Origin of the sequence: Pseudomonas sp. NFX98 (genome assembly GCF_047784845.1) — a bacterium.
In the GTDB taxonomy this organism is placed as follows: domain Bacteria; phylum Pseudomonadota; class Gammaproteobacteria; order Pseudomonadales; family Pseudomonadaceae; genus Aquipseudomonas.
The window spans coordinates 1-26,067 of the sequence record NZ_JBLNNF010000012.1 but is presented as its reverse complement, the minus strand read 5'-3'; the positions used below and the strand labels follow the sequence as shown (position 1 = coordinate 26,067).

General features: G+C 58.6%; 30 protein-coding genes. 12 read left to right on the top strand and 18 right to left on the bottom strand.

Annotated features, from left to right (window positions below; translation table 11 throughout):
* Positions 1-4 precede the first annotated feature (4 nt).
* The gene (locus tag ACM110_RS17085) at positions 5-292 is read right to left on the bottom strand and encodes a YheV family putative zinc ribbon protein (protein ID WP_056854468.1); all 288 of its coding nucleotides are present in this window, start codon (positions 290-292) and stop codon (positions 5-7) included.
* Positions 289-2,367 (bottom strand): oligopeptidase A, encoded by a 2,079-nt coding sequence (gene prlC, locus ACM110_RS17080; RefSeq protein ID WP_416128700.1) that lies wholly within the window; start codon positions 2,365-2,367, stop codon positions 289-291. Before prlC ends, ACM110_RS17085 begins: the two co-directional genes overlap by 4 nt.
* A gap of 62 nt (positions 2,368-2,429) precedes the next feature.
* Between prlC and ACM110_RS17075 the strand changes: the two genes are divergently transcribed.
* The 3 genes from ACM110_RS17075 (at position 2,430) to ACM110_RS17065 (ending at position 4,310) form a co-directional block, all read left to right on the top strand.
* A complete protein-coding gene (locus tag ACM110_RS17075) occupies positions 2,430-2,975 on the top strand; it encodes a gamma carbonic anhydrase family protein (protein ID WP_416128699.1) in 546 nt (181 codons plus the stop codon).
* A 28-nt stretch (positions 2,976-3,003) separates the two neighbouring features.
* Complete coding sequence (locus ACM110_RS17070; RefSeq protein WP_416128698.1) at positions 3,004-3,654, top strand: HAD family hydrolase; 651 nt, start codon at positions 3,004-3,006, stop codon at positions 3,652-3,654.
* A gap of 197 nt (positions 3,655-3,851) precedes the next feature.
* Positions 3,852-4,310, top strand: a complete 459-nt coding sequence (locus ACM110_RS17065) for an REP-associated tyrosine transposase (RefSeq protein ID WP_416128697.1) — start codon at positions 3,852-3,854, stop codon at positions 4,308-4,310.
* Between the two features lie 137 nt (positions 4,311-4,447).
* Here the strand turns inward: ACM110_RS17065 and ACM110_RS17060 are convergent, their stop codons facing one another.
* Positions 4,448-5,530, bottom strand: a complete 1,083-nt coding sequence (locus tag ACM110_RS17060) for an aminopeptidase (RefSeq protein ID WP_416128696.1) — start codon at positions 5,528-5,530, stop codon at positions 4,448-4,450.
* Positions 5,531-5,589: 59 nt separating this feature from the next.
* Here ACM110_RS17060 and ACM110_RS17055 point away from each other — a divergent pair, with 59 nt between their 5' ends.
* Complete coding sequence (locus tag ACM110_RS17055; RefSeq protein ID WP_338584057.1) at positions 5,590-6,012, top strand: hypothetical protein; 423 nt, start codon at positions 5,590-5,592, stop codon at positions 6,010-6,012.
* Between the two features lie 40 nt (positions 6,013-6,052).
* Positions 6,053-6,472, top strand: coding sequence for a hypothetical protein (locus tag ACM110_RS17050; protein ID WP_416128695.1), 420 nt, complete (start codon positions 6,053-6,055; stop codon positions 6,470-6,472).
* A 6-nt stretch (positions 6,473-6,478) separates the two neighbouring features.
* Here ACM110_RS17050 and ACM110_RS17045 read toward each other — a convergent pair whose 3' ends face one another.
* Together ACM110_RS17045 and ACM110_RS17040 are read right to left on the bottom strand one after the other, a co-directional pair.
* Entirely contained in the window at positions 6,479-6,712 is a 234-nt protein-coding gene (locus ACM110_RS17045) for a DUF1161 domain-containing protein (protein WP_416128694.1), read from the bottom strand.
* A gap of 178 nt (positions 6,713-6,890) precedes the next feature.
* On the bottom strand, positions 6,891-7,322 hold the full coding sequence (locus ACM110_RS17040; RefSeq protein ID WP_416128693.1) for an OsmC family protein: 432 nt from the start codon (positions 7,320-7,322) through the stop codon (positions 6,891-6,893).
* A 240-nt stretch (positions 7,323-7,562) separates the two neighbouring features.
* Between ACM110_RS17040 and ACM110_RS17035 the strand changes: the two genes are divergently transcribed.
* Complete coding sequence (locus ACM110_RS17035) at positions 7,563-8,564, top strand: LLM class flavin-dependent oxidoreductase (protein ID WP_338584062.1); 1,002 nt, start codon at positions 7,563-7,565, stop codon at positions 8,562-8,564.
* A gap of 65 nt (positions 8,565-8,629) precedes the next feature.
* Here the strand turns inward: ACM110_RS17035 and ACM110_RS17030 are convergent, their stop codons facing one another.
* Both ACM110_RS17030 and ACM110_RS17025 read right to left on the bottom strand, forming a co-directional pair.
* Complete coding sequence (locus tag ACM110_RS17030) at positions 8,630-8,851, bottom strand: DUF1161 domain-containing protein (protein ID WP_338584063.1); 222 nt, start codon at positions 8,849-8,851, stop codon at positions 8,630-8,632.
* A gap of 123 nt (positions 8,852-8,974) precedes the next feature.
* Positions 8,975-9,190, bottom strand: coding sequence for a dodecin (locus ACM110_RS17025; protein WP_338584064.1), 216 nt, complete (start codon positions 9,188-9,190; stop codon positions 8,975-8,977).
* Between the two features lie 157 nt (positions 9,191-9,347).
* Here ACM110_RS17025 and ACM110_RS17020 point away from each other — a divergent pair, with 157 nt between their 5' ends.
* Complete coding sequence (locus tag ACM110_RS17020; RefSeq protein WP_416128692.1) at positions 9,348-9,674, top strand: DUF883 family protein; 327 nt, start codon at positions 9,348-9,350, stop codon at positions 9,672-9,674.
* Here ACM110_RS17020 and ACM110_RS17015 read toward each other — a convergent pair.
* Positions 9,671-10,564 (bottom strand): LysR family transcriptional regulator, encoded by an 894-nt coding sequence (locus ACM110_RS17015; RefSeq protein WP_416128691.1) that lies wholly within the window; start codon positions 10,562-10,564, stop codon positions 9,671-9,673. The two genes, ACM110_RS17020 and ACM110_RS17015, sit on opposite strands and share 4 nt — an antisense overlap.
* Before the next feature lie 112 nt (positions 10,565-10,676).
* On the opposite strand from ACM110_RS17015, the gene trpB reads away from it, so the two are divergent.
* The 3 genes from trpB to ACM110_RS17000 all read left to right on the top strand — a co-directional run bounded on the left by trpB (position 10,677) and on the right by ACM110_RS17000 (position 13,289).
* The gene (gene trpB / locus ACM110_RS17010) at positions 10,677-11,912 is read left to right on the top strand and encodes a tryptophan synthase subunit beta (protein WP_416128690.1); all 1,236 of its coding nucleotides are present in this window, start codon (positions 10,677-10,679) and stop codon (positions 11,910-11,912) included.
* A complete protein-coding gene (gene trpA, locus ACM110_RS17005) occupies positions 11,912-12,724 on the top strand; it encodes a tryptophan synthase subunit alpha (protein ID WP_416128689.1) in 813 nt (270 codons plus the stop codon). The genes trpB and trpA overlap by 1 nt, the downstream gene beginning before the upstream one ends.
* Before the next feature lie 121 nt (positions 12,725-12,845).
* Positions 12,846-13,289, top strand: coding sequence for an anti-virulence regulator CigR family protein (locus ACM110_RS17000; protein ID WP_416128688.1), 444 nt, complete (start codon positions 12,846-12,848; stop codon positions 13,287-13,289).
* Positions 13,290-13,339: 50 nt separating this feature from the next.
* On the opposite strand, the gene ACM110_RS16995 is transcribed toward ACM110_RS17000, so the two are convergent.
* The 10 genes from ACM110_RS16995 to ACM110_RS16950 all read right to left on the bottom strand — a co-directional run bounded on the left by ACM110_RS16995 (position 13,340) and on the right by ACM110_RS16950 (position 23,194).
* On the bottom strand, positions 13,340-15,301 hold the full coding sequence (locus ACM110_RS16995; protein WP_416128687.1) for a DUF4105 domain-containing protein: 1,962 nt from the start codon (positions 15,299-15,301) through the stop codon (positions 13,340-13,342).
* On the bottom strand, positions 15,298-15,618 hold the full coding sequence (locus ACM110_RS16990; RefSeq protein WP_338584072.1) for a DUF2388 domain-containing protein: 321 nt from the start codon (positions 15,616-15,618) through the stop codon (positions 15,298-15,300). Before ACM110_RS16990 ends, ACM110_RS16995 begins: the two co-directional genes overlap by 4 nt.
* A 28-nt stretch (positions 15,619-15,646) precedes the next feature.
* On the bottom strand, positions 15,647-15,964 hold the full coding sequence (locus ACM110_RS16985) for a DUF2388 domain-containing protein (protein ID WP_416128686.1): 318 nt from the start codon (positions 15,962-15,964) through the stop codon (positions 15,647-15,649).
* 105 nt (positions 15,965-16,069) lie between these two features.
* Positions 16,070-16,387 carry a DUF2388 domain-containing protein gene (locus ACM110_RS16980; RefSeq protein ID WP_338584074.1) on the bottom strand — a complete coding sequence of 106 codons (318 nt, stop codon included), beginning with the start codon at positions 16,385-16,387 and terminating at the stop codon, positions 16,070-16,072.
* A 334-nt stretch (positions 16,388-16,721) separates the two neighbouring features.
* Complete coding sequence (locus tag ACM110_RS16975; protein ID WP_077047090.1) at positions 16,722-16,937, bottom strand: DUF1127 domain-containing protein; 216 nt, start codon at positions 16,935-16,937, stop codon at positions 16,722-16,724.
* A gap of 320 nt (positions 16,938-17,257) precedes the next feature.
* Complete coding sequence (locus ACM110_RS16970) at positions 17,258-18,751, bottom strand: acetyl-CoA hydrolase/transferase family protein (RefSeq protein WP_416128685.1); 1,494 nt, start codon at positions 18,749-18,751, stop codon at positions 17,258-17,260.
* Between the two features lie 214 nt (positions 18,752-18,965).
* Entirely contained in the window at positions 18,966-20,399 is a 1,434-nt protein-coding gene (locus ACM110_RS16965; RefSeq protein WP_416128684.1) for an NAD(P)(+) transhydrogenase (Re/Si-specific) subunit beta, read from the bottom strand.
* The gene (locus ACM110_RS16960; protein WP_003187010.1) at positions 20,399-20,722 is read right to left on the bottom strand and encodes an NAD(P) transhydrogenase subunit alpha; all 324 of its coding nucleotides are present in this window, start codon (positions 20,720-20,722) and stop codon (positions 20,399-20,401) included. The genes ACM110_RS16965 and ACM110_RS16960 overlap by 1 nt, the downstream gene beginning before the upstream one ends.
* 15 nt (positions 20,723-20,737) lie before the next feature.
* The gene (locus ACM110_RS16955; RefSeq protein ID WP_338584078.1) at positions 20,738-21,859 is read right to left on the bottom strand and encodes a Re/Si-specific NAD(P)(+) transhydrogenase subunit alpha; all 1,122 of its coding nucleotides are present in this window, start codon (positions 21,857-21,859) and stop codon (positions 20,738-20,740) included.
* A gap of 435 nt (positions 21,860-22,294) precedes the next feature.
* A complete protein-coding gene (locus ACM110_RS16950) occupies positions 22,295-23,194 on the bottom strand; it encodes a LysR family transcriptional regulator (RefSeq protein WP_416128683.1) in 900 nt (299 codons plus the stop codon).
* A 157-nt stretch (positions 23,195-23,351) separates the two neighbouring features.
* Between ACM110_RS16950 and ACM110_RS16945 the strand changes: the two genes are divergently transcribed.
* Positions 23,352-24,533, top strand: a complete 1,182-nt coding sequence (locus ACM110_RS16945; protein ID WP_338584080.1) for an acyl-CoA dehydrogenase — start codon at positions 23,352-23,354, stop codon at positions 24,531-24,533.
* Positions 24,534-24,546: 13 nt separating this feature from the next.
* The gene (locus ACM110_RS16940; RefSeq protein ID WP_416128682.1) at positions 24,547-25,767 is read left to right on the top strand and encodes a CaiB/BaiF CoA transferase family protein; all 1,221 of its coding nucleotides are present in this window, start codon (positions 24,547-24,549) and stop codon (positions 25,765-25,767) included.
* The last annotated feature ends 300 nt before the right edge of the window (positions 25,768-26,067 follow it).

The window sequence follows — 26,067 nt, the reverse complement described above, 5'->3', positions numbered from 1 at the left end:
CTGATCAATGCTGCTCGTCAGGTTTCTTTTTCAGCTTCGGGTTCGGGAAAAACTGCACGGCCTGAACCTTGGTGTCCGGTGCTTTCAGGGCGGACGTATTGACCCGGGTGCCCAATTCCTTGGGCACCGACAGACCTTGTTCATTCAGCGTATCGGAATAGCCACAGGCCACGCACTCGCGATGTGGCACGCTGTCTTCGTTCCACATCATCAACTTGTCCGGCTCGCTGCAGGCCGGGCAAACCGCCCCGGCGATAAAACGTCGTTTGGTAATCACGGGACCCTCACTCATGCTGCCGCGTCCTCACTCAGGCCGCTGTGGCGCAAGAGTGCGTCAATCGATGGCTCACGGCCACGGAAGTCGACGAACAGCACCATCGGCTCCTGGGAACCACCGCGCGCGAGAATCGCTTCCCGGAACGCGCGACCGGTGGCCGCGTTGAGCACGCCTTCTTCTTCAAACTTCGAGAACGCGTCGGCGGACAGCACCTCAGCCCATTTATAGCTGTAGTAACCCGCGGCATAACCGCCCGCGAAGATGTGGGCGAAGCTGTTCGGGAAACGGTTGTAGGCCGGTGGACGCATGACCGCAACTTCGTCACGCACGCCTTCGAGCACTTGCAGCACACTGCGGCCGTCGCCATGGGTGGCGTGCAGTTCGAAGTCGAACAGCGAGAACTCCAACTGGCGAACCATCATCAGGCCGGACTGGAAGTTTTTCGCCGCGAGCATTTTCTGCAGCAGGTCCTGCGGCAGTGGCTCACCACTTTCATAGTGACCGGAAATCAGCGCCAGGCCTTCAGGTTCCCAGCACCAGTTTTCCATGAACTGGCTCGGCAGCTCGACCGCATCCCAGGCCACACCGTTGATGCCGGAGACACCGGCATGCTCGACGCGGGTCAGCAGGTGATGCAGGCCGTGACCGAACTCGTGGAACAGGGTGGTCACTTCATCATGGGTCAGCAGCGCAGGCTTGCCGCTGTCGGCCGGGGTGAAGTTGCACACCAGGTTGGCCACCGGGCTTTGCAGCACGCCGCCAGCGGTGCGGCGACGGTCGCGGGCGCCATCCATCCACGCGCCGCCACGCTTGTTGGCGCGGGCGTAGAGGTCGAAGAAGAAGCGGCCGACGTGCTGGCCGTTTTCCTTGATTTCGAACAGGCGAACATCCGGGTGCCAGGTGTCGAAGCCTTTCTGTTCGGCGATTTCGATGCCGTACAGACGTTGCACGATGGCGAACAGGCCGCCCAGCACTTTATCGATCGGGAAATAGGCGCGCAGGGCTTCCTGGGCAACGCTGTAACGTTGCTCGCGGAGTTTCTCACCGTAGAAACCGCTGTCCCAGCTTTGCAGGTCCGGGCAACCTTGTTCGGCGGCGTAAGCCTTTAGTTGTTGCAGGTCCTGCGCGGCGAACGGTTTGCTACGCTGGGCCAGGTCGCGCAGGAAACTCAGCACCTGATCGCTGGACTCGGCCATTTTGGTGGCCAGGCTCAACTCCGAGAAACTGGCGAAGCCCAGGAGTTTTGCCAGTTCCTGACGCAGGTCGAGGATTTCTTCCATGACCGGGCCGTTATCGTTCTGCCCGGCATTCGGGCCTTGGTCCGACGCGCGGGTGCAGTAGGCGGCGTAGACTTCTTCGCGCAGGGCACGGTCGTGGGCGTAGGTCATCACCGCGTAGTAGCTCGGGAATTCCAGGGTGATCAGCCATCCATCCAGCTCTTTAGCCTGGGCAGCGGCGGCCATTTGCGCCTTGGCTGAATCGGTCAGGCCGGCGAGGACGGCTTCATCGGTGATGTGCTTGGTCCATACCTGGGTCGCGTCGAGCAACTGATTGGAGAATCGACTGCCCAGCTCGGAGAGCTTGCTCTGCACTTCGGCGTAGCGTTTTTGCTCGGCTTCCGGCAGGTCGATACCCGACAGACGGAAGTCACGCAGGGCGTGTTCCAGGATAGTTTTCTGCGCCACATCGAAACCGGCGGCTTCCGGGCTGTTGGCCAGGGCTTCATAGGCCAGGAACAGTTCACGGTTCTGGCCCATTTCGGTGGAGTAGGCGCTCAAGGCCGGCAGGCACGATTCGTAGGCTGCGCGCAGTTCGGCGCTGTTGCACACGGCATTCAAATGGCTGACCGGGCTCCAGGCAGCGCCCAGGCGATCGTTGAGTTCGTCCATCGCCAGCACCAGGCCGGCCCAGGTCGGTTGTTTGCCCTGAGTCTTGAGGATCTCGATAATGGCGGCGCGGTTGTCAGCCAGGATCTGTTCAATGGCCGGTTGCACATGCTCGGCACGGATCGCGGAGAACGGCGGCAGGTCGTAGGACTGCAAAAGAGGGTTGTTCACGCTCACGGTTGGCACCTTGGCTGGAAGAAACATGCAGCCATCTTAATTACAATCGACGTTCACCGCAGCTATCAGCAACAGAGAGAAACCCTATCGTGAACCTTCGCAAGTATCAGAACCACACGCCGCTGCTGGGCAAAGGCGCTTTTGTCGACCGTTCGGCGGTGGTGATCGGCGATGTCGAGATCGGCGAAGACAGCTCGGTGTGGCCATTGACCGTGATCCGCGGCGACATGCACCGCATCCTCATCGGTGCGCGCACCAGCGTGCAGGATGGCTGCGTGCTGCACATTACCCATGCCGGGCCGTTCAACCCTGACGGGTTCCCATTGCTGATCGGTGATGACGTGACCATCGCCCACAAAGTCATGCTGCATGGCTGCACCGTCGGCAGTCGGGTTTTGATTGGAATGGGCAGCGTCGTCATGGACGGCGCAGTGGTTGCCGACGATGTGATCATTGGCGCCGGCAGCCTGGTGCCCCCGGGCAAGCGCCTGGAAAGCGGATTCCTGTATGTCGGTAGTCCGGTGAAACAGATCCGGCCACTGACTGACAAGGAACAAGCCTTTTTCACCTACAGCGCGGCGAACTACGTGAAGCTCAAGGATCTGCATCTGGCCGAAGGCTACGATCAGGTCTGAAACGTCTCGCTACTGCCCAGGAATTTTCATGCATTACCAAACCGTTCTGTTCGACCTCGATGGCACCCTGACCGACCCGCGCGAAGGCATCACCCGCTCGATCCAGTTTGCCTTGAGCAAGCTCGGCATCGATGAACCCGACCTGACCAAGCTCGAACACTTTATCGGCCCGCCGTTGTTGCAGGCGTTCATGCAGTTTTATGACTTCGATGAGCCGAAAGCCTGGGAGGCGGTGAATTTCTATCGCGAGCGTTTCAAGGTCACCGGCCTGTACGAAAATCGCGTGTTCGATGGCGTCACGCCGCTGCTCGAAACCCTTGGCGGACAAGGGCGACAGCTGTACATCGCCACCTCAAAGCCATGGGTCTTCGCCCGGGAAATCGCCCGGCATTTCGACTTCGCCAAACACTTCAAAGTGATCTACGGCAGCGAGCTGGATGGCACCCGGACCAATAAAGTCGAACTGATCGCGCACCTGATGGCGGAAGAAGGCCTGGACCCGGCCAATACCCTGATGATCGGCGACCGTAAGCACGACCTGATCGGTGCGCGCAGCAATGGGTTGGACGCAGCGGCGGTTGGGTACGGGTTTGGCAGTCGGGAAGAGCTGAGTGCCGAAGCCCCGGCCTTCCATTTTGAAACGCTGGATGAGATGCATCAGGCGTTTTTGCGGCGCTAATTAAATCGCCATCGCGGGCAAGCCTTGCTCCTACGGATTAATGTCGTTCACAACATTGTGGTTCGACCTTACCTCCTGTAGGAGCAAGGCTTGCCCGCGATGGCGTACTTCCAGACACGTCCTGAACAACTGTTATGACTCCAATCTTCCTATGTCGATCTAGCCTGAAGACAGGCCCTGATCAAAGAGGACAATCAATGCCAAGCCAGCATCACGCCCATCGTCTGCGCACCGGACGTTACTCGGAGGAAGGGCAAATCTATTTACTGACAGCCGTCGTACTGAATCGTCAGCCCGTTTTTTCCAGCTTCAAGACAGGCCGATTGGTTGTAAACGCATTTCGAAAAGCTCAACAAGAGCAATTTGCCAACTCATTAGCCTGGGTTGTGATGCCCGATCATTTTCATTGGCTTATTGAACTGCAAAATGCCCCGCTGCGAACTCTGATGGCACGCACCAAGTCTCGGACAACTGTGACGCTCAACCGCGAGCTACAGAGAGCAGGTTCATTGTGGCAGCCTGGATTTCACGATCGTGCCATTCGTAGAGAAGAGGATTTACAAGCAATCGCTCGATACATCGTTGCCAATCCATTGCGGGCGGGATTGGTGGGGAAGGTTGGGGATTATCCGTTGTGGGACGCGATCTGGTTGTGAGTCTGGTCTAGCGAACACTCAAGGGCGCTATCGCGGGCAAGCCTTGCTCCTACAGGTTGGTGTCGAGCGCAGATGCTTTGAGCGACAACAAGTCTGTAGGAGCAAGGCTTGCCCGCGATGACGTCAGCCCAACCACATCAAATGTCAGAACCTGCCAAAGTCTTCAACTCTGCTTTGCGCTGATCAACCGGTACCGCGCCAAGTTTCTCGACTTCGGCATAAAACCTCGCCCAATCCCCACCTACCTGCTTGAACAGCGCACCAAACGCCGGCACCCATTGGTCATACAGACCAAACGGCAGCAACCGGGCATTGTTCATCGGCGCATTGATCCACGCGTCGTAACGTTTGTCCCCGGCCCATTGGCTATCGCGCATCTGTCGGTATTCGCTGCGTAGTTGCTCAAACGCCTCTGCTTTGCGCTGGCGCATTTGCTCGGGCGGCAGCGGCAGGGTGTACAGTTTTTCAAGGCGGGTACGGGTGTCCAGCACCAGCTGAATGAATTGATCCCGTTGTTGCGCCTGTGTCCCGCTTTCGGGCGGTAGGCTGCGGTAAGCGCGCCATTGGCGGGTGCCTTCCTGCTCGACGAAGGTGGCGAATGACTCGTTGAACTCCGTGTCGTCCTTCACATAAACGCGCTGGTGCGCGAGTTCGTGAAAGATCAGCGTGGCCAGGCGCTCATCGCCCCAGCCCATCATCGAGTTCATGATCGGGTCGTTAAACCAGCCCAGGGTGGAATACGCCTCGACACCGCCGATCGACACGTCCATACCCTGTAGACGTTGCAGCGCTGCCTCACCGCGAGCCGCACTCTGGTTGTAGTACCCGCGATAGGCCACGCAACCTGCAATCGGGAAGCAATGATTCTGCGGCTTCAGGGAAAATTCCGGCGTGACGAACACGTTCCAGACCACGTAGGGCCGGCCGATGTCGGCATAGAGGCGATAGCTCTGATTGTCCGGCAGGTGCAGCTGTTGGCTGGCAAAGGTTCGAGCCTTTTGTGATTGAACCAGGTGCGCACGCAGTTTCTGATCGCGCTGTGGGTCGGCAATCACCTTGGAAACCGGCTCCCGTGCCCGCAGCAGTTGCAGCTGACCGCTGGCCAATTGGCTGTAGTAGCTGACGCTGGAACAACCGTTGAGCAACAAAAACAACACACCCGGAAACAAAACGCGCAAAACGCGATCAAGTAACCCAGGGCCTGGACGCAGCCTTATCAAAATAAAAAATTCCCGGAGAGTCTGCTCGCAAGACTATCCCGCTTGACTGGAGCTCCGCTATGCGCAAATTGATGCTGACGGGAGGCCTGCTGACGCTGGCCGGTTGTGCTGGATTCGGATTGCCTCACCATGATCCGACGCAAGCATGGATCGATCTGGAGTCGCATCAGGAAGACACGGCCCTGCTGGCAGTGGAAGTAGATAATAAAGCGGCCACCGACAAACGCTATTTTGAGGTGCAGCCCGGTAGCCATGAGCTGACGGTTCGCTACCAGTTCCCGGTCCAGCCCACCAATATCGGGCCCGACGCCGAGCCACTGTGGCGTGATTGCCAGATGAATGTGAAATTCAACGATTTCAACGCCGGTGAGCGTTATCAGCTGCAAGCGGGGAATATCGGTTTCCGACCATGGGCCAAGCTCTACGATCAGCAGCGAAAAGTAATTGGCCAAGGTACACCTGCAGGCTGCCAACGCACCTGATCGGCGCTATCCTGAAGATCCCGACATTGGGACATTCATCATGCGCAGGTTGATGCTGTTACTGGCCGCGAGTGCGATGGCCGGCTGTTCGACTCCGATGCCGGCGGCCAATCCGAATATGGCGTGGATCGACTTCTCTACGCCGTTTCCCAACGATAAATTGCTGATGGCCGAGCGACTGGATAATCAGCGTTTACGCGAGGGGCGCTTTTTCCAGGTCACTCCAGGTAGCCACGAACTGACCGTGCGTTTCGACTTCGAAGTGCCGAGCGGCGGTTCGGACTTGTTTGGCGGTGGTTCGGAGCGGCTGTGCTACATGATTATCAAGTACGATCACTTCGAGGCCGGTCAGCGTTATCTGCTGCAAGCCCGCTCCATGGCGTTCACCCCCGAAGCACGGCTGTATAACGCCAAACATGAAATTGTCGCAGAAGAGCGCCAGATCAACTGTGTGCCGTGAGGCCGATCAGCGGTCATTCTTCTGATAGATGATTTTCTTGGTGCCGTTCTCGCACGAGCCCACGACCATGTTCTGATCGTGTACTTCGTCGTTGCGAACGATCTCCAGGGTGTAGGACGTCACCCCGCGGGCCTGGATCTTGGCTTCGATCTCGGCCTTGAGTTCTTCACAGGGTTTCGGTGCTGCCAAAGCCGAAGAGGCCATTGCGCAACAGATAACCGCCAAGGCAAAACGTTTCATGGTTGAAGCTCCCTTGAGGCAGCGCGCATGGACATGCGTTTTTGCTGCTGTCATTTATTCGACCATAGTTTTGCGACCGTTGTTTTGTTTCAACGCAAAAAGATCGCAGCCTGCGGCAGCTCCTACAGATTCACTCTGCCTTTGTAGGAGATGCGAAGGCTGCGATCTTTGAGCCGGTTTAATTCACCAACGTCGCGTCAAGGCTGATCTTGGCATTCAGCACCTTGGAAACCGGGCAACCTTCTTTGGCCTTGTTGCTCAGTTCTTCGAATTGCGCCTGGCTGGCGCCGGGAATTTTTGCCTTGAGGATCAGTTTCACCGCCGTGATCGCAAAACCGCCTTCTACCTGGTCCAGGGTGACTTCGGCATTGGTATCGATACTGTCGGCCTTGAGGCCTGCGTCGCCGAGAATCATGGAGAAGGCCATGGAGAAACAACCCGCATGCGCGGCGCCGATCAGCTCTTCCGGGTTGGTGCCCCTACCGCCTTCGAAGCGCGCCTTGAAGCCGTAAGGCGCTTCCCTGAGCACGCCGGTTTCCGTGGAAATCGAGCCGATGCCGGTTTTCAGATCACCTTCCCAATGGGCCGATGCTTTCTTGATGATAGCCATGCCTTGTCTCCTCAAGCTCCGGCGCGAAGCGTCGCGCCTTCGTGGTTTTGGTCGCTAGGTTCTGAGGATAGACGGTGACGCAAAGTTCACTTCATCCGATCGGTCCGCTTTTTTGGTAGGAATTTTCCCCGTGCTATTGAAACTCGGGTATATGCCCACATTGCATGAAACACGCTTATAGAATCGGCAGGTTTTCGTTCGCAAGAAAAAACCTGCGCCCTCAATTGGAGAAGCAGGTTCATGAAACGACTGTCCGATATCAAGTTCTCGACCCTCGATCTGGTGCCAGTGCGGGAAAACGGCAGCGCGGCCCAGTCGCTGCGTAACTCGCTGGACCTGGCGCAACATGTCGAGAAATTCGGCTACCACCGGTTCTGGGTCGCCGAACACCACAACATGGACGGCATCGCCAGTTCCGCGACTTCGGTGCTGCTGGGTTATCTCGCCGGCGGCACGTCGACCATTCGCGTGGGTTCCGGCGGCGTCATGTTGCCTAACCACGCGCCGCTGGTGATTGCCGAACAGTTCGGCACCCTCGAAAGCCTGTACCCGGGCCGCATCGACCTGGGTCTCGGTCGTGCTCCCGGTTCCGATCAGATGACCGCCCGTGCGCTGCGCCGCGAGCGTTCCGGCAGCGCCGACGACTTCCCTGAAGATGTCGCTGAACTGGTGCGTTATCTCGGCCCGCGCACCCCGGACCAACGTGTCATCGCAATGCCCGGCACCGGAACCAATGTGCCGATCTGGCTGTTGGGCTCCAGCCTGTTCAGTGCGCAATTGGCAGGCGAGCGCGGTTTGCCCTACGCCTTCGCGTCACATTTCGCACCGCGCTTCATGCACGAAGCCATTCGCGTCTATCGCAATCACTTCAAGCCTTCAGCGGTGCTGGACAAGCCCTACGTGATGCTCGGCGTGCCATTGGTGGCTGCCGACACCGATGAGCAGGCCGACTATTTGGCGACTTCGGTGTTCCAGCGCATTCTCGCGTTGATGCGTGGCCAGAGCCTGGTGCAGCGTCCGCCGGTGCAAACCATGGATGGTCTGTGGCTGCCCCATGAGAAAGCCGCGGTGCAGGACTTTCTGGGGCTGGCCATGATTGGCAGCCCGCAGAAGATCCGGGCGAAACTGGACGTGCTGATCGAGCAGACCCAGCCCGATGAACTGATTTTTACCTGCGACCTGTACGAACATGCCGATCGTCTGCATTCCTACGAGCTGTTGGCGCAAGTGATGAAGGGCTGACATTTCGGTCCGTGCACAAAAAAGCCGACGTTATGCGTCGGCTTTTTCATACACAGCGGTTCACTCTAGCGTTTGTAGACAATTTCCTTCGTACCCTTTTCACAGGTGCCGACGACTTTTCCGTCAGCCGCACTGCCTTTGTCGACAATCTCCAGCGAATAATTGGAAACGCCCTTGGCATCAAGCTTTGCGGCGATCTCGGCTTTCAGCTCTTCGCAGGATTTGCCGTCAGCGAAGGCAGTACCCGCCAGGCTCAACAAACCTACCGCCAAAATAAACTTCTTCATCGGTCGCATTCTCTGGTCGGATCAAAAAGGGGCATCCAGGCACTGGCCGGAGACGCTCATTCAGCGCTTTGCCATTCCTTGTGGCATTCGGCCAGCGCGCAAGTTCAGAAGACTAGACCAAAGTCAGCTGCTGGCAATCCGGAATCCGACCTTGAGGGTGACCTGGAAGTGCGCTGCCTTGCCATCCTTGATATGCCCACGGGTTTCGATGACTTCAAACCATTCCATGTACTTGAGACTTTTACTGGCCTCGGCCAGTGCGTTGTTGATCGCGTCTTCGATGCTGCTGGTGGACGAGCCAACCAGTTCGACTTTCTTGTAGGTGTGATGGTCAGTCATGGCGTTCTCCTTAGGGTGTGAAATACAGCCTAGCAGTGAATTTCCGTCTTACTTCTGTCGGTTCGTCCGACATGGAAGTTCACATTTACTGCACTTTCTCGAGCCCCTGAAGTCCCAACCAACACACGCCACTCATCAACAATGCAGGAGAGCCACCATGGCCAACAGCTCGTTACGTAAAGCCTCATTGCAAAGCATGGAAGCGGAGATCGAGAGTCTGCTCAAATCCTTGGAAAACCTGAAGGACGACGCCTCGGACGAGTCGCGTAAAACCCTCAAGGTGCTTAAAGGCAACGCCGAGAACGCGCTGAGACACTCGCGCCATCTGCTCGCCGATGCTTATGAAGAGGTCAAGGTGAAAACCCGGGAAACCGGAATCGCGACCCGGGACTACGCCCAGGAACACCCTTGGACTACAGCCGGTGTTGCCGTTGGTGCGCTGGGCCTGCTGGCGGCTTACCTGTTGTTCAAACGCGGTGACTAATCTGCCTGGCGCAGCTCGTTTTTGAGCCATTGCGCCAGTTGCCGGGCGCGCCCGTCCGCGGCGCGCTTGGGTAACCACAACGCCAGATGCGCCGGGGTTTCGCTGAAACCCCACGGTGCGACCAGGCGACCCGCCTTCAAGTCTTCGGCCACCAGCGGTTCAGGGGCGATCGCCACGCCCAACCCGGCTACCGCCGCCTCCAGCAAGTAATACAAATGCTCGAAACCCTGTCCGTACTTCAACGCTTTGGCGTCGAGGCCACTTTGTTGCGCCCAGCTGGGCCAGGCTTGCGGACGCGAGGTGGTGTGCAGCACTGATTCGCTCAGCAGCGCTGTGGCGGGCGCCGACTTGAGCCGTTCATACCCGGCAAACCGTGGACTCATCACCGGACCGATCCGTTCGCTGGCGAGCTCGAATACCTGCATATCCGCTGGCCAGGGCGGTTCGGCAAACACCAGCAAGGCATCCAGGCCGGGGCGGCGGGGGTCGAGATCGCCTTCTCCGGCCGACAGGTGCAATCGAAGGTCGGGCAAGTCGGCATTCAACCGTCCAAGACGCGGAATGAACCATCGCGCCAGCAAGCTTCCCGAACAGCCGAGGACAAAAGGCGCATCGGCGGTGCTTTGCGTGAGTTCTGCGCACACGGTACGCAGTCGCTCGAAGGCTTCAGCGCTGGCGTCGCGCAAACGCAGGCCGGCATCTGTGAGTTTCAGGCCGCGACCGTCCTTGATGAAAAGACTCACGCCGAGGTGTTCTTCCAGCACTTTCAGCTGACGACTGACTGCACCATGGGTGACATGCAGCTGCTCGGCGGCCTGACTGACACTGTTCAGGCGGGCCGTCGCTTCGAAGGCGCGCAGGGCGTTCAGCGGTGGGAGGTCGTGGCTCATGGGATCTGTGAGTTTTCCTGACAGGTTGCGGCGATCTTATCGGTTTTCAGTCTGGTACGTCAGGGGTAAAGTGGACTTCATTGTCACTTCACGCATTCAACTGGAGCGCCCCATGACCCAGACTAATCTGCGCAACGGCCCTGACGCCAACGGCCTGTTTGGCGCGTTCGGTGGCCGTTACGTCGCTGAAACCCTGATGCCGTTGATCCTCGATCTGGCCCGCGAATACGAAGCGGCCAAGGAAGATCCTGCATTCAAGGAAGAATTGGCCTACTTCCAGCGCGACTACGTCGGTCGTCCAAGTCCGCTGTATTTCGCCGAGCGTCTGACCGAGTTCTGCGGCGGCGCGAAGATTTATCTCAAGCGTGAAGAGCTGAACCACACCGGCGCGCACAAGATCAACAACTGCATCGGCCAGATCCTGCTGGCGCGGCGCATGGGCAAAAAACGTATCATCGCCGAGACCGGCGCCGGCATGCACGGCGTGGCGACCGCTACCGTGGCGGCACGTTTCGGCCTGGACTGCGTGATCTACATGGGCACCACTGACATCGAGCGTCAGCAGGCCAACGTATTCCGCATGAAGCTGCTGGGCGCTGAAGTGATCCCGGTCGTGGCCGGCACCGGCACCCTGAAGGACGCGATGAACGAAGCCCTGCGTGACTGGGTGACCAACATCGACAGCACTTTCTATCTGATCGGCACCGTGGCCGGTCCGCACCCTTATCCAGCGATGGTTCGCGACTTCCAGGCCGTCATCGGCAAGGAAACCCGCGACCAGTTGCAAGCCCAGGAAGGCCGCCTGCCGGACAGCCTGGTGGCGTGCATCGGCGGTGGTTCCAACGCCATGGGCCTGTTCCACCCGTTCCTCGACGACAAGAGCGTGGACATCATCGGTGTTGAAGCGGCCGGCTACGGCATCGAAACCGGCAAACACGCGGCCAGCCTCAACGGCGGCGTACCGGGTGTGCTGCACGGCAATCGCACCTTCCTGTTGCAGGACGACGATGGCCAGATCATCGACGCCCACTCGATTTCCGCTGGCCTGGACTACCCGGGTATCGGTCCGGAACACGCCTGGTTGCATGACATCGGCCGCGTCCAGTACACCTCGGTGACCGACGACGAAGCCCTCGCCGCGTTCCACCAATGCTGTCGCCTGGAAGGGATCATTCCTGCCCTGGAAAGCGCCCACGCTTTGGCTGAAGTGTTCAAACGCGCACCGAACCTGCCGAAAGATCACCTGATGGTGGTGAACCTGTCCGGCCGTGGCGACAAAGACATGCAGACCGTGATGCACCACATGGAACACTCTCAACAAGAGCAATCCAAGCAGGAGAAACACTGATGAGCCGCCTGCAAACACGCTTTGCCGAACTCAAGGAACAGAACCGCGCCGCCCTGGTGACCTTCGTCACTGCTGGTGACCCGAGCTACGACACCTCGTTGGCGATCCTCAAAGGCTTGCCGGCGGCTGGCGCCGATGTGATCGAGTTGGGCATGCCCTTCACCGATCCAATGGCCGACGGTCCGGCGATCCAGCTCGCCAACATCCGTGCGTTGGCTGCCAAGCAGAACCTGGCGAAAACCCTGCAAATGGTTCGCGAGTTCCGCGAAGGCAATACCGATACGCCACTGGTGCTGATGGGCTACTTCAACCCGATCCACATGTACGGCGTGCCGCGTTTCATTGCCGAAGCCAAAGAGGCCGGTGTTGACGGTCTGATCGTGGTTGACCTGCCGCCGGAGCATAACGGTGAGCTGTGCGACCCGGCGCAGGCGGCAGGTCTGGACTTTATCCGCCTGACCACACCGACCACCGATGACGTGCGTTTGCCGACAGTTCTCAATGGCAGTTCCGGGTTTGTGTACTACGTGTCGGTGGCCGGTGTGACCGGTGCTGGCGCGGCCACGCTGGAGCACGTCGAAGAGGCGGTCGCTCGTCTGCGCCGCCATACCGATCTGCCGATCAGCATCGGTTTCGGCATTCGCACACCGGAGCAAGCGGCGAACATCGCGCGTCTGGCCGATGGTGTGGTAGTGGGCTCGGCGTTGATCGATCACATCGCCAATGCGACGACGCCGGAGCAGGCTGTGGATGGCGTACTGAGCCTTTGCTCGGCGTTGTCCGAAGGCGTGCGTAAGGCTCGCGTCAGCTGAAGGTAAAGTTCCTGATACAGAGGAATTAGAGCCTTCCGGCACAGACTAATCAGCAAGACCGAGGGCTTCAGGACTACGTTCTGAGGCCCTTTTTGCTGTTTGTGTTGTGAGGAAAGACCTGATGAAAATGCCGAAACGTCTGATTGCCAGCCTGGGTGTGCTGATGCTCAGTGCGACGCCGTTGCTGCACGCCAGCGCCGATCAACGCGACGATCATGACCACGGCGGCCCGCAGCAGGGGCATTACGACAACCACGATAACGATCATCGTGGCGGGCAAGACAACCATCGCGGTGGGCCGCCGCCACGGGACTTTGGTCCGGTGCGCCAGACGATTCACGACCATCACGACTATTTCGTCCGTGGTGCGCCGCCGCCTCCAGGCATTCATCTGGAGCGCGGCCGGCCGCTGCCGCGCGGCTACTACGGCGAGCGTCTGGACAACCGCGCGCTGAGTCGGCTTCCGTACTACCCCGGCTACGAATGGCGCCGGGCGGGTGGTGATGTTGTGTTGATCGCCGTAGGAAGCGGGGTGGTTTATGAAATTCTCGAAGGGGTGCTTTGATTAGCGTCTAGGAAAAAGGGTCTCGCGGCGGTTTGCCGCGGGACCCTTTTTTACGGCAGCTCCAAGCCACCCGCTGCTTTGTGCAGCTTGCGCAGATGTTCACCGATCTGTTTCACGTTGGCTTCGTTGGCCGCCATCTCTGCTGCGCGCTTCGGCTCAAGCAGTGCTCGAACTTCCTTGTCCAGATCCCCGGTCAGTGCCTGAAGCTGTTTCTGGCGCAGGCTGGTTTCCGATTCCAGGCGTTGCCATTCATTCGGCTGCGGCAAGCCATATCCACCACTGCCGAGCAGCTCCGCCGGACGGCTTAGGAAGCCGCTGTTATCGAGAATTTGCCTGAGTGTCGCGTTAGCCTTGTCCATTCCGCCGTTTTTCAGTTCACGAGCCCCGAGATAACGCTGTTTGACTTCGTCCTGAGCCAGCAGCAACTGGCGCCTGAAACTCGCCTGTTCGAGCAGCAGCAGTGCTGCGCTGGTGCGCAGGTCAGCCTGTTCGAACCATTTGCGACGGTCTTCCGCCTTCAAGTCCAGCCAGTCTTCGACGGTTTCCTGTTTGACCGGCAAGTGCTTTTTCAGCACTTCGAACATTGCTTGATAGCGATCGCGGAAGGAGTCGAATCGATAGCCCAGGCGCAGTGCTTCCCGGGGATCGTCCAGCACACTGGTATCCGCCAGTTCGCGCCCTTTCAGCACTTCCAGAAGACCGTTGGGCATGATGTTGTCCAGAGCGACCAGTTTTGAATTGTTGGTGCCGCTGCGCAGTAACTTCAGCTCCTCCACCGCGCAGTTGTTGGACAGGAAGAAGTAGTTACCGTCGTAGCTCCAGTGCATCTCGGCGGCACGCTCCACCACGCCTTCAATCTCGCTGCGCGACAGATTAAGTGGCACGGAAGCGAGGCTGCGCAATTCAGTCTTGGTGTATTCGTCGATCACTTGGGCCAGCGGCAACACAAACAGGCGCGACGGGTATTTGCCCACCAATCCATCCCAGCTCGACAGCTGCACATCGCCGACGAAGGCGCGGTAGGACAGCACCAGGTGCTGATCCAGGTCCAGCCGACAGTCCGGACCGCGTGGTCGGCCCGGCTTGCAGATCACCAGCCGCAACATGCTGTGGCCCCAACGGCTGACCCAGTTTTGGTTGGCCTCGGCCAGCAGGTAATCGACGGCATACACCCGCTCTGGATCGACCTGGCCCAATGGTGTCTTGGCGAAGTCGTTGCCGGCATTGAGGAAGGCGAAGGTTTTGCCGCAGGCGTCTTTGGCGGCGGGTGCCCAGCCGAAGTGTTCCTTGTAGTAGCGGTACAGGGCAGGGCGACGGCAGGCGTAACTCGGGTCGAGGAGGAAATACTCCATGTTGACCGCGACAAACTCCTTCGGGCTGCTGGTTTCGTAGATGTCCGGGCTGCGCGCGATCTGACGGTTGTGCTGCTCGCGTTCGCCGCGACGGCCAACGTATTGCTGCCAACCGGCGAGGTCGAGCAGGCGCGGGTCATCGCTGAGGGTGAAGCGGCGGCCGGACTGGCCGCGACACTGATCGGGTATGCCAACCAGACCCGAGCTGCTGTCCTGACGGCTGCAACGCTGGATCAAAGTACGCTCCGCCTGCGTCCACAGGCGCGAGCGGTCGTAGATGTGGGTCAGTTCGTGCAACACCGTCGCGAGCATTTCCCGGCGCACGGTGCCATGGGGACGATAGGTTTTCTTGGTTGCGGCGCTACCGTCGGTGAGGCTGGCCAGCAGCTTGCGATTCAAATCGAGCTCGGCCACCAGCGACGCCTGACCGTAGGCGTTAGCGGGCATGTCATCGGTCCAGCCAACGTCGATGCGTCGGTCCAGTTGCTCGATGAAACGCGGTGGCAGCGCCTGCATGGCTTCATCGAGCAAGGCCTGGCTGGCTTGCTGCTGTGCAGGACTCAGACCGTCAGTCTTGAGGCGTAATTCCAGGCCGGCGTTGGCGCTGGGGCCCAACAGCAGCAGCGCCCCGGCCAACAGCCAGGCTGTTGGCCGCCTCACAGTGCGAGGATGGCTTCAGCTAGATCCTGGTCACTGGCATCGCGAGCTTCTGGCACTCGGGTGCGCAACAAATCGAACGCAGATTCCAGATGTGCACCACGGATATCGCCATTACTGGCGACGAAACTGGCGGCATCGTCCTGGGCTTCGCGAACGATTTTCGAGTCGCGAATCGATGTCGTGGTATCAGACGTGAAATCGAGTGTGCGCTGGGTCGCGCGGATAAGAATGTTGCTGGTGGCAACCAGGGTTTGGGCCTGGGCCACGTCAGCCAACAACAACAGGCCTAGGGTGGCGACAATCAGCGGGTTACGCATGGAACGACTCCGGGGAAACAGGGGATAACTATTGGACGAGAATTGCCTGTGCCAGTTCAAGGTCGCTGACATGAAGTTTTGGCTCGGTCTGGCGCAGATAACGCAGGGCCGACTCCAGTTGTGCGCCTCTCAGTTGGCCGTCAGTGGCGATGAATGCCGCGGCATCATTACGGGCGGCGAGCAGCAGTTTATGGTCGAAGGGCGCAGAGGTCACCATGCTCGTGGCGTAACCGCTGGCCACGGTGCCTTGGGTCGACAGGTTGAAGGCGTCGAACGCATGCGCCGAACCCGAATAGCTGGCCGCAAGAAAGATTGAAGTGGCGAACAGATTTGAAAGAAAACGCATGAGACTCGACAGTTGAACGTGAGTCCCAAGGCTAGCGCAACGCCCGGTCTAGAGCCAGCGCTGAAACATTGGGACACGCTGCGTGTCCCAGCGTCAGTACGTCGCTTAGATCGTCAGGATTGCTTGAGCCAGTTGTGCATCGGTTGCGTTCAACTGTGGCGACTGGTGACGGATATGGTCGAGCGCGCTTTCCAGTTTTACGCCGCGAATGGCGCCTTCACTGGCGACGAAGCTAGCGGCGTCGTCACGGGCGGCGAGCACGATCTTGTCATCTTTAAACGAAGACGTGACGTCGGAGGTCGCATCGGAGGTGGCTTTGAGTGCACCGACAACGGCATCGGTGGTCACGATGAAGCTGGTGGCGTGGGCATTGGCAGCCACGGCAAGCAGGGCCGCAGCGCTGAGCAGACGAAGACGGGACATGGTGTAACTCCTTTGGGTAAGCCGATTGAAAAGTGGCGCAGTGTCTGATGAGTCAGACGTCAGGGGGTGTTTGTTCGCCACATTCTGAATTGATAGTAGGCCTCTGCGTGACGCCGCGACAATCTGATCGTGTTGATCTGGCACAGTGTCCAGGTCAGATAAAGTCTATCGGTTCAACTGTGCAGGTATAATTCAGTTTATTTGAAACTGTACTGCTTCTGGTTTTTTGCTCGCTAAAACGACAAAACCCGTCGTGGTTTCCCACGACGGGTTTTGCTTGTTCAATTCGGGTTGCTGGCGGTGGACCCTTCAGGTCAGAGCCAGCGACGCTAACTTAGCGCCAGAACGGCTTGCTCAGCTCTTCGTAGCGTTGTGCTTCGCTAATCCCGGCGTCAGCCAGCAGACGCGAATCCAGGCGAGCCAATTGATGGCGGCTGGAGATGCGGCGCTGCCACAGCATCAGGTTGGCGATAACGCGCAAAGGCATGGAAGCCTGGGTTTTTGCAGCAGTGTCTTGAAAGAACAGATCGGAACTGAGTGTACGTTCCATGGTGGGTCATCCTTCCGCTTGTGGCGGGATTAGGTAGTGGTTTAACTGGTGCCCATGATCCTCTCGTTTGCCTAGTCTCTGTAGATACAGTTCATCTGTATTGTGAGAGCTCAGTTAACTGTTTATAGGTGGTGTACTGGTCGAAATTGAGGCAACTGTACCTGTCTGCTCGCTTATGGTGCGTTTTTAATAATTTGAAGGGTGGGCGTAGGGAAAAGCCGTAGGAAATGACCGGTACAGCAGTACAGTTTTTGGAAGGAAATGGCTTGGCAACAGCAAGCTGACGAAAATGTGTTTGCGTCAGCTGCCATCTGTACCAATCACACGGCAAGCATTCGCCCGGTTTCTTCCAGGTTCATGTGCCAACTGAGGGCATCGCGCAGGATGTGAGGCGTGTGTCCGCCGAGGGCGCAGGCGGCAGTGAAGTAGTCGTTGAGGGCTTGGCGATAATCCGGGTGCACACAGTTATCGATGATGGCGCGGGCGCGTTCCCGAGGCGCCAGGCCGCGCAGGTCGGCCAGACCGACTTCAGTGACGAGGATGTCGACGTCATGCTCGGTGTGGTCAACATGGCTGACCATCGGCACTACGCTGGAAATCGCGCCGCCCTTGGCGATTGACTTGGTCACGAATACCGCCAGATGCGCGTTGCGCGCGAAGTCACCGGAGCCGCCAATGCCGTTCATCATCCGCGTGCCGCACACGTGGGTGGAGTTGACGTTGCCATAAATGTCGAACTCGAGCGCCGTGTTGATGCCGATGATACCGAGGCGACGTACCACTTCAGGGTGGTTGGAAATCTCCTGCGGGCGCAGGACCAGCTTGTCCTTGTAGCGTTCCAGGTTGCCGAACACGTCGGCGTTACGGCGGCTCGACAGCGTGATCGAGCTGCCCGAGGCAAAGCTCAATTTACCGGCGTCGATCAGATCGAAGGTCGAGTCCTGAAGCACTTCGGAGTACATGGTCAAATCTTCGAACGGCGAATCGATGAGACCGCACATCACCGAGTTGGCGATCGTACCGATCCCGGCCTGCAGCGGACCGAGCTTGTTGGTCATGCGTCCGGCATCCACTTCCTGCTTGAAGAAGCCGATCAGGTGGTCGGCAATGGCCTGGGTATCAACGTCCGGGGGCAGCACGGTGGATGGCGAGTCGGATTGATTGGTGATCACGATCGCGACGATTTTTTCCGGTGGAATCGGGATGGCCGTGCTGCCAATGCGATCGTCGACCTTGACCAGTGGAATCGGCGTGCGGGTCGGGCGATAGGTCGGGATATAGATGTCGTGCAGGCCTTCGAGATTCGGGTTGTGCGCGAGGTTGATCTCGACGATCACCTGTTTGGCAAAAATCGCGAAGCTGGCCGAGTTGCCCACGGAAGTGGTCGGCACGATATGGCCTTGTTCAGTGATAGCCACCGCTTCGATTACTGCGATGTCCGGCAGCTTCAATTGCTGGTTGCGCAGCTGCTCGACGGTTTCCGAGAGGTGCTGGTCGATGAACATCACTTCACCGGCGTTGATCGCCTTGCGCAGGGTGCTGTCCACCTGGAACGGCATGCGTCGTGACAGGACACCCGCTTCGGTGAGCTGCTTGTCGAGGTCGTTGCCCAGGCTGGCGCCGGTCATCAGGCTGATCTTCAGCGGTGTGACCTTGGCCCGTTCGGCCAGTGCGTGGGGTACGGCCTTGGCTTCGCCGGCGCGAGTGAAGCCGCTCATACCGACGGTCATGCCGTCTTCAATCAGAGCGGCAGCCTCGGTGGCGCTCATCACTTTATCCAACAACGAAGGCAGGCGAATACGGTCACGGTACATGGATTGTTATCTCGGGCAACGGGTAGCAGGATGCGCAGTCTAGTGAATTTCACTGGCCTGTGTCCCGCTACCAAGGTCGCAAACGAGGCGTCTATTCCGGGGCTTTAAAGCAAAACACCGTTACCGGATCGGTAATAAAGGTGCTGATTGCCTGACGTTTTGCGCAAACAAAAACGCCCCGGCGAGTCGGGGCGTTCCAGTGTTGCGAAGATCTTTACTCGACGGCTTTAACCATGTCTTCGATGACTTTTTTGGCGTCACCGAACACCATCATGGTTTTGTCCAGGTAGAACAGTTCGTTGTCCAGGCCGGCATAGCCGCTGGCCATCGATCGCTTGTTGACGATGATGGTCTTGGCCTTGAACGCTTCGAGAATCGGCATGCCGGCGATTGGCGATTTCGGGTCGTTCTTCGCGGCCGGGTTGACCACGTCGTTGGCGCCCAACACCAGCACCACGTCGGCCTGGCCGAACTCGGAGTTGATGTCATCCATCTCGAACACCTGGTCGTAAGGCACTTCGGCCTCGGCCAGCAGTACGTTCATGTGGCCGGGCATCCGACCAGCGACCGGGTGGATCGCGTACTTCACGGTGATGCCGCGATGGGTCAGCTTCTCGGTCAGCTCCTTCAGCGCGTGCTGTGCCCGTGCGACCGCCAGGCCGTAGCCCGGAACGATGATCACGGTGTCGGAGTTGGTCAGCAGGAAAGTCGCGTCGTCAGCCGAACCGGACTTCACCGGACGCGCTTCTTTCGAACCTGCCGGGCCGGCATCGGCCGTGTTGCCGAAACCACCGAGCAATACGTTGAAGAACGAACGGTTCATCGCCTTGCACATGATGTACGACAGAATCGCACCGGACGAACCGACCAGGGAGCCGGCGATGATCAGCATCGAGTTGTTCAGCGAGAAGCCGATACCCGCCGCAGCCCAGCCTGAGTAGCTGTTGAGCATCGACACCACAACCGGCATGTCGGCGCCGCCAATCGGGATGATGATCAGCACGCCCATGATGAACGCAAGGGCCAGCATCAGCGCGAACGCCGTCAGGCTGCCGGTCAACATGAAGGTCACGCCGAGAGCCAGCGTCGCCAGGCCCAGCAGCAGGTTAAGCTTGTGTTGGCCGCCGAACTGTACCGGTGCGCCCTGGAACAGGCGGAACTTGTACTTGCCCGACAGCTTGCCGAAGGCGATGACAGAACCGGAGAAGGTGATCGCACCGATGGCCGCGCCGAGGAACAGCTCCAGACGGTTGCCCGCCGGAATCGGGTCGCCCAGTTGCTTGACGATACCCAGCGATTGCGGCTCAACGACCGCAGCGATGGCAATGAACACCGCGGCCATACCGATCATGCTGTGCATGAAGGCGACCAGTTCCGGCATCTTGGTCATTTCAACGCGCTTGGCCATGATCGAACCGGCAGTGCCGCCGACCAGCAGGCCGACAATCACGTAGCCGATGCCGGCGGTGGCCAGCTCAGCGCCCAGCTTATAGATGAGGCCGATGGTGGTGAGGATCGCCAGCGCCATGCCGAGCATGCCGAACAGGTTGCCGCGGCGCGAGGTTGTTGGGTGCGACAGGCCTTTGAGGGCCTGGATAAAGCAGATCGACGCGATCAGGTAGAGCGTCGTGACAAGATTCATGCTCATTACTTCGGCGCCTCTTCTTTTACGGCTTTCGGGGCTTTTTTCTTGAACATCTCAAGCATGCGGCGGGTGACCAGGAAGCCACCGAACACGTTGACCGCTGCCAGTGCCACCGCCAGGGTGCCCATGGTTTTGCCCAGTGGTGTCACGGTCAGGGCCGCAGCGAGCATGGCACCGACGATCACGATCGCCGAGATTGCGTTGGTCACCGCCATCAGTGGAGTGTGCAGCGCAGGTGTAACGTTCCAGACCACGTGATAACCGACATAAATCGCCAGCACGAAGATGATCAGGTTGTAGATACCGGGGGAGATAAGCTCTTCCATCGTCTGAATCCCTGCTTAGGCGTTTTTGCGGATGACTTGGCCGTCGCGGCACATCAAGCACGCGGCGACAATATCGTCTTCGAGGTTGATCTCGAACTGGCCTTCCTTGGTGAAGACCAGTTTCAGGAAGTCCAGCAGGTTGCGGGCGTACAACGCCGAAGCGTCAGCCGCCACTGCGCCGGCCAGGTTGGTCGGCCCGACAATGGTCACGCCATTTTCGACGACCACTTGGTCCGCCACGGTCAGCGGGCAGTTGCCGCCCTGGGCTGCTGCGAGGTCGATGACCACCGAGCCTGGCTTCATCTGCGCCACGGTTTCCGCGCTCAACAGCGTCGGTGCCTTGCGGCCCGGAATCAGCGCGGTGGTGATGACGATGTCGGCCTGTTTGGCGCGTTCGTGTACGGCTGCGGCCTGGCGCTGCATCCAGCTGGCCGGCATAGGGCGTGCGTAACCGCCAACACCGACGGCGCATTCACGCTCTTCATCGGTCTCGTACGGCACGTCGACGAACTTGGCGCCGAGGGACTCGATCTGCTCTTTAACCGCAGGACGCACGTCAGACGCTTCGATCACTGCACCCAGGCGTTTCGCCGTGGCAATCGCCTGCAAACCGGCAACGCCGGCGCCGAGAATCAGCACGCGCGCCGCTTTCACGGTGCCCGCAGCCGTCATCAGCATTGGCATGAAGCGCGGATAGTAGTGGGCTGCCAGCAACACGGCTTTGTAGCCGGCGATGTTGGCTTGCGAGGACAGCACATCCAGGCTCTGGGCGCGGGAGGTACGTGGCGCGGCTTCCAGCGCAAATGCGGTAATGCCGCACTCGGCCAGTTTGGCGATGGTCTCATTGCTGAACGGGTTGAGCATGCCCACCACAACGGTGCCGCTCTTGATCAGAGTCAGCTCGCTGTCGCTGGGAGCGACCACCTTCAGAATCAGCTCGGCACCAAACGCATCGCTGGCGCTGCCAATGCTTGCACCTGCCGCTTCATAAGCACTGTCGACAACACTGGCACTAATGCCTGCGCCGCTTTGAACAGTGACCTTATGACCCTGGCCGATCAGCTTCTTAATGGTTTCCGGGGTTGCAGCAACCCGTGTTTCACCGGTCTGGGTTTCGAGAGGAACACCAATGTGCACGTCAAATCTCCTGCGTGATCTTATTGAGTAAACCCATGCACTACGGATGGTGCGGCTGGGGCGGCCGATCAGCACGATCCCGCTAAATCAGGGCGGGGCGCGGCATTTTGCAGGCGAACTTTGTGCCCTTCAAGGGATTATGATGGGTGACGGAAAATTAACTACAAGTCACCCCGTGACCGAATGTCGCAACCACCCGCCTCAATCCCTTATGGACCGTGCCTTGCAAGGATTCTGGCCGAAATTCAAGAATTTACACATCGGCCATATGAATGATGCGCCATTGCTTCTAAATAGAGGCTCAAAGCCACGTCTTCAGGCGCTTATGGGACGTTTGTACGACTTCCAGATACAGTTTGCTGTTATGCGACAAATACTTATATCTGTAGGGTTTTAATTTTACTGACTACGGGGTCAGCTAACGCCAGAAAGCCTTTATTCTTCTGTGCTGTAGCTGTGTGCCTGGTTTACCAACCAATCTCGAAAAGCCCTTAAAGACGCAGATTCGACCTTTCGTTCAGGAATCATCAGGTAATACGCCTTGATGCTGGAGAGCGCCTGAGGGTTGGCAATCACCAAGCGTTTCTCGGCCAATTCGCGCTGAATCAGAAACGGTGGAATCAAGGCGATGCCCATATCGTGCATGGCTGCCTGGGCCAGCATGGAGAATAGCTCGTAGCGTGGGCCTGTCATGTCGCGAGGCACATTCAGGTGCTGGGAATCGAACCATTGGCGCCAGGCGTAGGGGCGAGTGGTTTGTTGAAGGAGGGGCAACTCGGCGATTTCGCTGGCTGTGAGAAGGGTCTTTTTTCCGAGTAGGTTTGGGCTGCACACAGGCAGAGGATGTTCACCCATCAGGCGGTGGGATTCTGTACCCGACCAGTCCGCATCACCGAAGTAAATCGCGGCGTCAAAGTCCGTGTCGGCAAACAGGAACGGACGCGTCCGGTTCGTCAGGTTGACCGTCACCTCCGGATGCTTTTGCTGGAAATCCTTAAGTCGTGGGAGCAGCCATTGGGTGCCGAAAGTCGGAACCACCGCCAGCTCGATCACATTGGTACCTTGCTGGCCCATCACCGACAGGGTGTCCCGCTCGACCGCATCAAGTTGTGTGGCGACCCGGCGGCTGTAGGAAAGACCGGCTTCCGTCAGCTTCACTCCGCGCCGCGAGCGTCGGAACAATTCCACGCTGAGGAACTCCTCAAGACTGGCGATCTGTCGGCAAATCGCGCCTTGGGTCAGCGAAAGCTCCTGCGCTGCCTTGGTAAAACTCTCATGGCGAGCAGCTGCCTCAAAGCTGATCAGGGCGGTTGTGCTGGGTATCTTTCTGCGCATGTACGTCTACCTCACTAATACATTGCATTAAATGCGTTTCGCGACGTTTCGGAGTGAGAAATTAGCACAACAGTATGCGAAATCCTCGTTTGCCGAGATGCCGAACCCGGCCTAGGATCAGTCCACGTTATTTGACCTGTTTCGAGAGGACACACTCATGGCCGGTAAAGCTAGCTTCAACTGGATCGATCCTTTGCTGCTGGATCAACAGCTCACCGAAGAAGAGCGCATGATTCGCGACACCGCTGCGCAGTTCGCTCAGCAAAGTCTGGCGCCGCGTGTGCTCGAAGCGTTCCGTCATGAGAAAACCGATCCGGCGATCTTCCGCGAGATGGGCGAAGTGGGCCTCTTGGGCGCAACCATCCCCGAGCAGTACGGCGGCAGTGGTCTGAACTACGTCAGCTACGGCCTGATTGCCCGTGAAGTCGAGCGTGTCGACTCCGGCTATCGCTCGATGATGAGCGTGCAGTCTTCGCTGGTAATGGTGCCGATCAATGAGTTCGGTACTGAAGCGCAGAAACAGAAGTACCTGCCGAAACTCGCCTCGGGTGAGTGGATCGGCTGCTTCGGTCTGACCGAGCCTAACCACGGTTCCGACCCGGGTGCGATGATTACTCGTGCACGCAAAGTCGAAGGCGGCTACAGCCTCACCGGCAGCAAGATGTGGATCACCAACAGCCCGATCGCCGACGTGTTCGTGGTCTGGGGCAAGGACGATGCGGGCGACATTCGTGGATTCGTTCTCGAGAAGGGCTGGAAAGGCCTGAGCGCTCCGGCGATTCACGGCAAGGTTGGCCTGCGTGCGTCGATCACCGGCGAGATCGTCATGGACAACGTATTCGTGCCGGAAGAGAACATCTTCCCGGATGTCCGTGGCTTGAAAGGTCCGTTCACCTGCCTCAACTCGGCACGTTACGGCATTTCCTGGGGCGCACTGGGTGCTGCCGAGTTCTGCTGGCACACCGCTCGCCAATACACTCTGGATCGTCAGCAGTTCGGTCGCCCATTGGCGGCTACTCAGCTGATCCAGAAGAAGCTGGCGGACATGCAGACCGAAATCACCATGGCGCTGCAAGGCTGCCTGCGTCTGGGTCGCATGAAGGACGAAGGGACTGCGGCGGTCGAAATCACTTCGATGATGAAGCGCAACTCCTGCGGCAAGTCCCTGGACATCGCTCGCATGGCCCGTGACATGTTGGGCGGCAACGGCATCTCGGATGAGTTCGGTGTTGCCCGTCACTTGGTCAACCTGGAAGTGGTGAATACCTATGAAGGTACGCACGACGTCCACGCGCTGATCCTCGGTCGTGCGCAGACCGGCATCCAGGCGTTCTATTAATAGGAGAACGTCCATGGGCGCGCTTTCGCATCTGCGGGTACTGGATTTATCGCGAGTATTGGCCGGGCCGTGGGCCGGGCAGATTCTTGCGGACCTTGGCGCTGAGGTGATCAAAGTCGAGCGCCCGGGCAATGGCGATGACACGCGCGCCTGGGGGCCGCCCTTCCTTAAAGACGCCTATGGCGAAAACACCAGCGAGGCCGCCTATTACTTGTCGGCCAATCGCAACAAGCAATCGGTCACCATCGACTTCACGCGTCCGGAAGGGCAGAAGCTGGTGCGTGATCTGGCGGCCAAGTCGGACATTCTGATCGAGAACTTCAAGGTTGGTGGTCTGGCGGCGTATGGGCTGGACTACGAAACACTGAAGGCGATCAACCCGGATCTGATCTATTGCTCGATCACCGGATTTGGTCAGACCGGTCCATATGCCAAGCGTGCCGGTTATGACTTCATGATCCAGGGGTTGGGTGGTCTCATGAGTCTGACGGGGCGACCTGACGGGGATGAGGGCGCGGGGCCGGTGAAGGTCGGTGTTGCGCTGACCGACATATTGACCGGGCTCTACTCGACCGTGGCGATCCTTGCCGCGCTCGCGCATCGGGATCATGACGGTGGTGGGCAGCATATCGATATGGCGCTGCTGGATGTGCAGGTGGCCTGTCTGGCTAACCAGGCGATGAATTACCTGACGACGGGCAATGCTCCGAAACGCTTGGGCAATGCTCATCCGAACATCGTGCCTTATCAGGATTTTCCTACGGCGGATGGCGACTTCATCCTTACCGTGGGTAATGACGGGCAATTCCGCAAGTTTGCGGAAGTGGCCGGGCAACCTCAGTGGGCAGATGATCCGCGCTTTGCGACCAACAAGTTGCGGGTGGCCAATCGGGCTGTGCTGATTCCGCTGATCCGTCAGGCGACGGTATTCAAGACCACGGCTGAATGGGTGGCGCAGTTGGAGCAGGCTGGTGTGCCATGCGGGCCTATCAATGATCTGGCGCAGATGTTTGCCGATCCTCAGGTCAAGGCGCGCGGGTTGGCGATCGAGTTGCCCCATGCGCTGGCCGGAATGGTGCCTCAGGTGGCGAGTCCTATTCGCTTGTCAGAGACGCCGGTGGAGTATCGTCATGCGCCTCCTTTATTAGGTGAGCATACGCTGGAGATTTTGCAGCGGGTGCTGGGGTTGGATGCCGGTGCAGTGGCGGCTTTCAAAGAGTCGGGCGTCCTCTGAAGGTTTCTTCTATATAGAGGGAGTGGTTTTGCTGACTGTTTTCTTGCCTTCTGTAAGTTATTGATAGAAAACCAAAATCAGTGCTTGACGGCAGATTTCAGGTGTCTATAATTCGCCCCACTTCCGGCGCAGTCGAAACGGAAAACTCCTTGGTAAACAACGAGTTACGCAGTTTTCGACAGCGGGTTGCTTCAGTTCATCGAAGCCAGAAGGAAGTTGAAAAAGAGGTGTTGACAGCAGCGTGTAACGCTGTAGAATTCGCCTCCCGCTGATGAGAGATCTGAAGCGCAAGTGGTTGAA

What these genes read in the sequence shown, in the direction of transcription:
- ACM110_RS17085 (WP_056854468.1), bottom strand. Translation starts at nt 292, where the DNA reads ATGAGTGAGGGTCCCGTGATTACCAAACGACGTTTTATCGCCGGGGCG.
- prlC (WP_416128700.1), bottom strand. Translation starts at nt 2,367, where the DNA reads ATGTTTCTTCCAGCCAAGGTGCCAACCGTGAGCGTGAACAACCCTCTT.
- ACM110_RS17070 (WP_416128698.1), top strand. Translation starts at nt 3,004, where the DNA reads ATGCATTACCAAACCGTTCTGTTCGACCTCGATGGCACCCTGACCGAC.
- ACM110_RS17065 (WP_416128697.1), top strand. Translation starts at nt 3,852, where the DNA reads ATGCCAAGCCAGCATCACGCCCATCGTCTGCGCACCGGACGTTACTCG.
- ACM110_RS17055 (WP_338584057.1), top strand. Translation starts at nt 5,590, where the DNA reads ATGCGCAAATTGATGCTGACGGGAGGCCTGCTGACGCTGGCCGGTTGT.
- ACM110_RS17050 (WP_416128695.1), top strand. Translation starts at nt 6,053, where the DNA reads ATGCGCAGGTTGATGCTGTTACTGGCCGCGAGTGCGATGGCCGGCTGT.
- ACM110_RS17045 (WP_416128694.1), bottom strand. Translation starts at nt 6,712, where the DNA reads ATGAAACGTTTTGCCTTGGCGGTTATCTGTTGCGCAATGGCCTCTTCG.
- ACM110_RS17040 (WP_416128693.1), bottom strand. Translation starts at nt 7,322, where the DNA reads ATGGCTATCATCAAGAAAGCATCGGCCCATTGGGAAGGTGATCTGAAA.
- ACM110_RS17035 (WP_338584062.1), top strand. Translation starts at nt 7,563, where the DNA reads ATGAAACGACTGTCCGATATCAAGTTCTCGACCCTCGATCTGGTGCCA.
- ACM110_RS17030 (WP_338584063.1), bottom strand. Translation starts at nt 8,851, where the DNA reads ATGAAGAAGTTTATTTTGGCGGTAGGTTTGTTGAGCCTGGCGGGTACT.
- ACM110_RS17025 (WP_338584064.1), bottom strand. Translation starts at nt 9,190, where the DNA reads ATGACTGACCATCACACCTACAAGAAAGTCGAACTGGTTGGCTCGTCC.
- ACM110_RS17020 (WP_416128692.1), top strand. Translation starts at nt 9,348, where the DNA reads ATGGCCAACAGCTCGTTACGTAAAGCCTCATTGCAAAGCATGGAAGCG.
- ACM110_RS17015 (WP_416128691.1), bottom strand. Translation starts at nt 10,564, where the DNA reads ATGAGCCACGACCTCCCACCGCTGAACGCCCTGCGCGCCTTCGAAGCG.
- trpB (WP_416128690.1), top strand. Translation starts at nt 10,677, where the DNA reads ATGACCCAGACTAATCTGCGCAACGGCCCTGACGCCAACGGCCTGTTT.
- trpA (WP_416128689.1), top strand. Translation starts at nt 11,912, where the DNA reads ATGAGCCGCCTGCAAACACGCTTTGCCGAACTCAAGGAACAGAACCGC.
- ACM110_RS17000 (WP_416128688.1), top strand. Translation starts at nt 12,846, where the DNA reads ATGAAAATGCCGAAACGTCTGATTGCCAGCCTGGGTGTGCTGATGCTC.
- ACM110_RS16990 (WP_338584072.1), bottom strand. Translation starts at nt 15,618, where the DNA reads ATGCGTAACCCGCTGATTGTCGCCACCCTAGGCCTGTTGTTGTTGGCT.
- ACM110_RS16985 (WP_416128686.1), bottom strand. Translation starts at nt 15,964, where the DNA reads ATGCGTTTTCTTTCAAATCTGTTCGCCACTTCAATCTTTCTTGCGGCC.
- ACM110_RS16980 (WP_338584074.1), bottom strand. Translation starts at nt 16,387, where the DNA reads ATGTCCCGTCTTCGTCTGCTCAGCGCTGCGGCCCTGCTTGCCGTGGCT.
- ACM110_RS16975 (WP_077047090.1), bottom strand. Translation starts at nt 16,937, where the DNA reads ATGGAACGTACACTCAGTTCCGATCTGTTCTTTCAAGACACTGCTGCA.
- ACM110_RS16970 (WP_416128685.1), bottom strand. Translation starts at nt 18,751, where the DNA reads ATGTACCGTGACCGTATTCGCCTGCCTTCGTTGTTGGATAAAGTGATG.
- ACM110_RS16965 (WP_416128684.1), bottom strand. Translation starts at nt 20,399, where the DNA reads ATGAGCATGAATCTTGTCACGACGCTCTACCTGATCGCGTCGATCTGC.
- ACM110_RS16960 (WP_003187010.1), bottom strand. Translation starts at nt 20,722, where the DNA reads ATGGAAGAGCTTATCTCCCCCGGTATCTACAACCTGATCATCTTCGTG.
- ACM110_RS16950 (WP_416128683.1), bottom strand. Translation starts at nt 23,194, where the DNA reads ATGCGCAGAAAGATACCCAGCACAACCGCCCTGATCAGCTTTGAGGCA.
- ACM110_RS16945 (WP_338584080.1), top strand. Translation starts at nt 23,352, where the DNA reads ATGGCCGGTAAAGCTAGCTTCAACTGGATCGATCCTTTGCTGCTGGAT.
- ACM110_RS16940 (WP_416128682.1), top strand. Translation starts at nt 24,547, where the DNA reads ATGGGCGCGCTTTCGCATCTGCGGGTACTGGATTTATCGCGAGTATTG.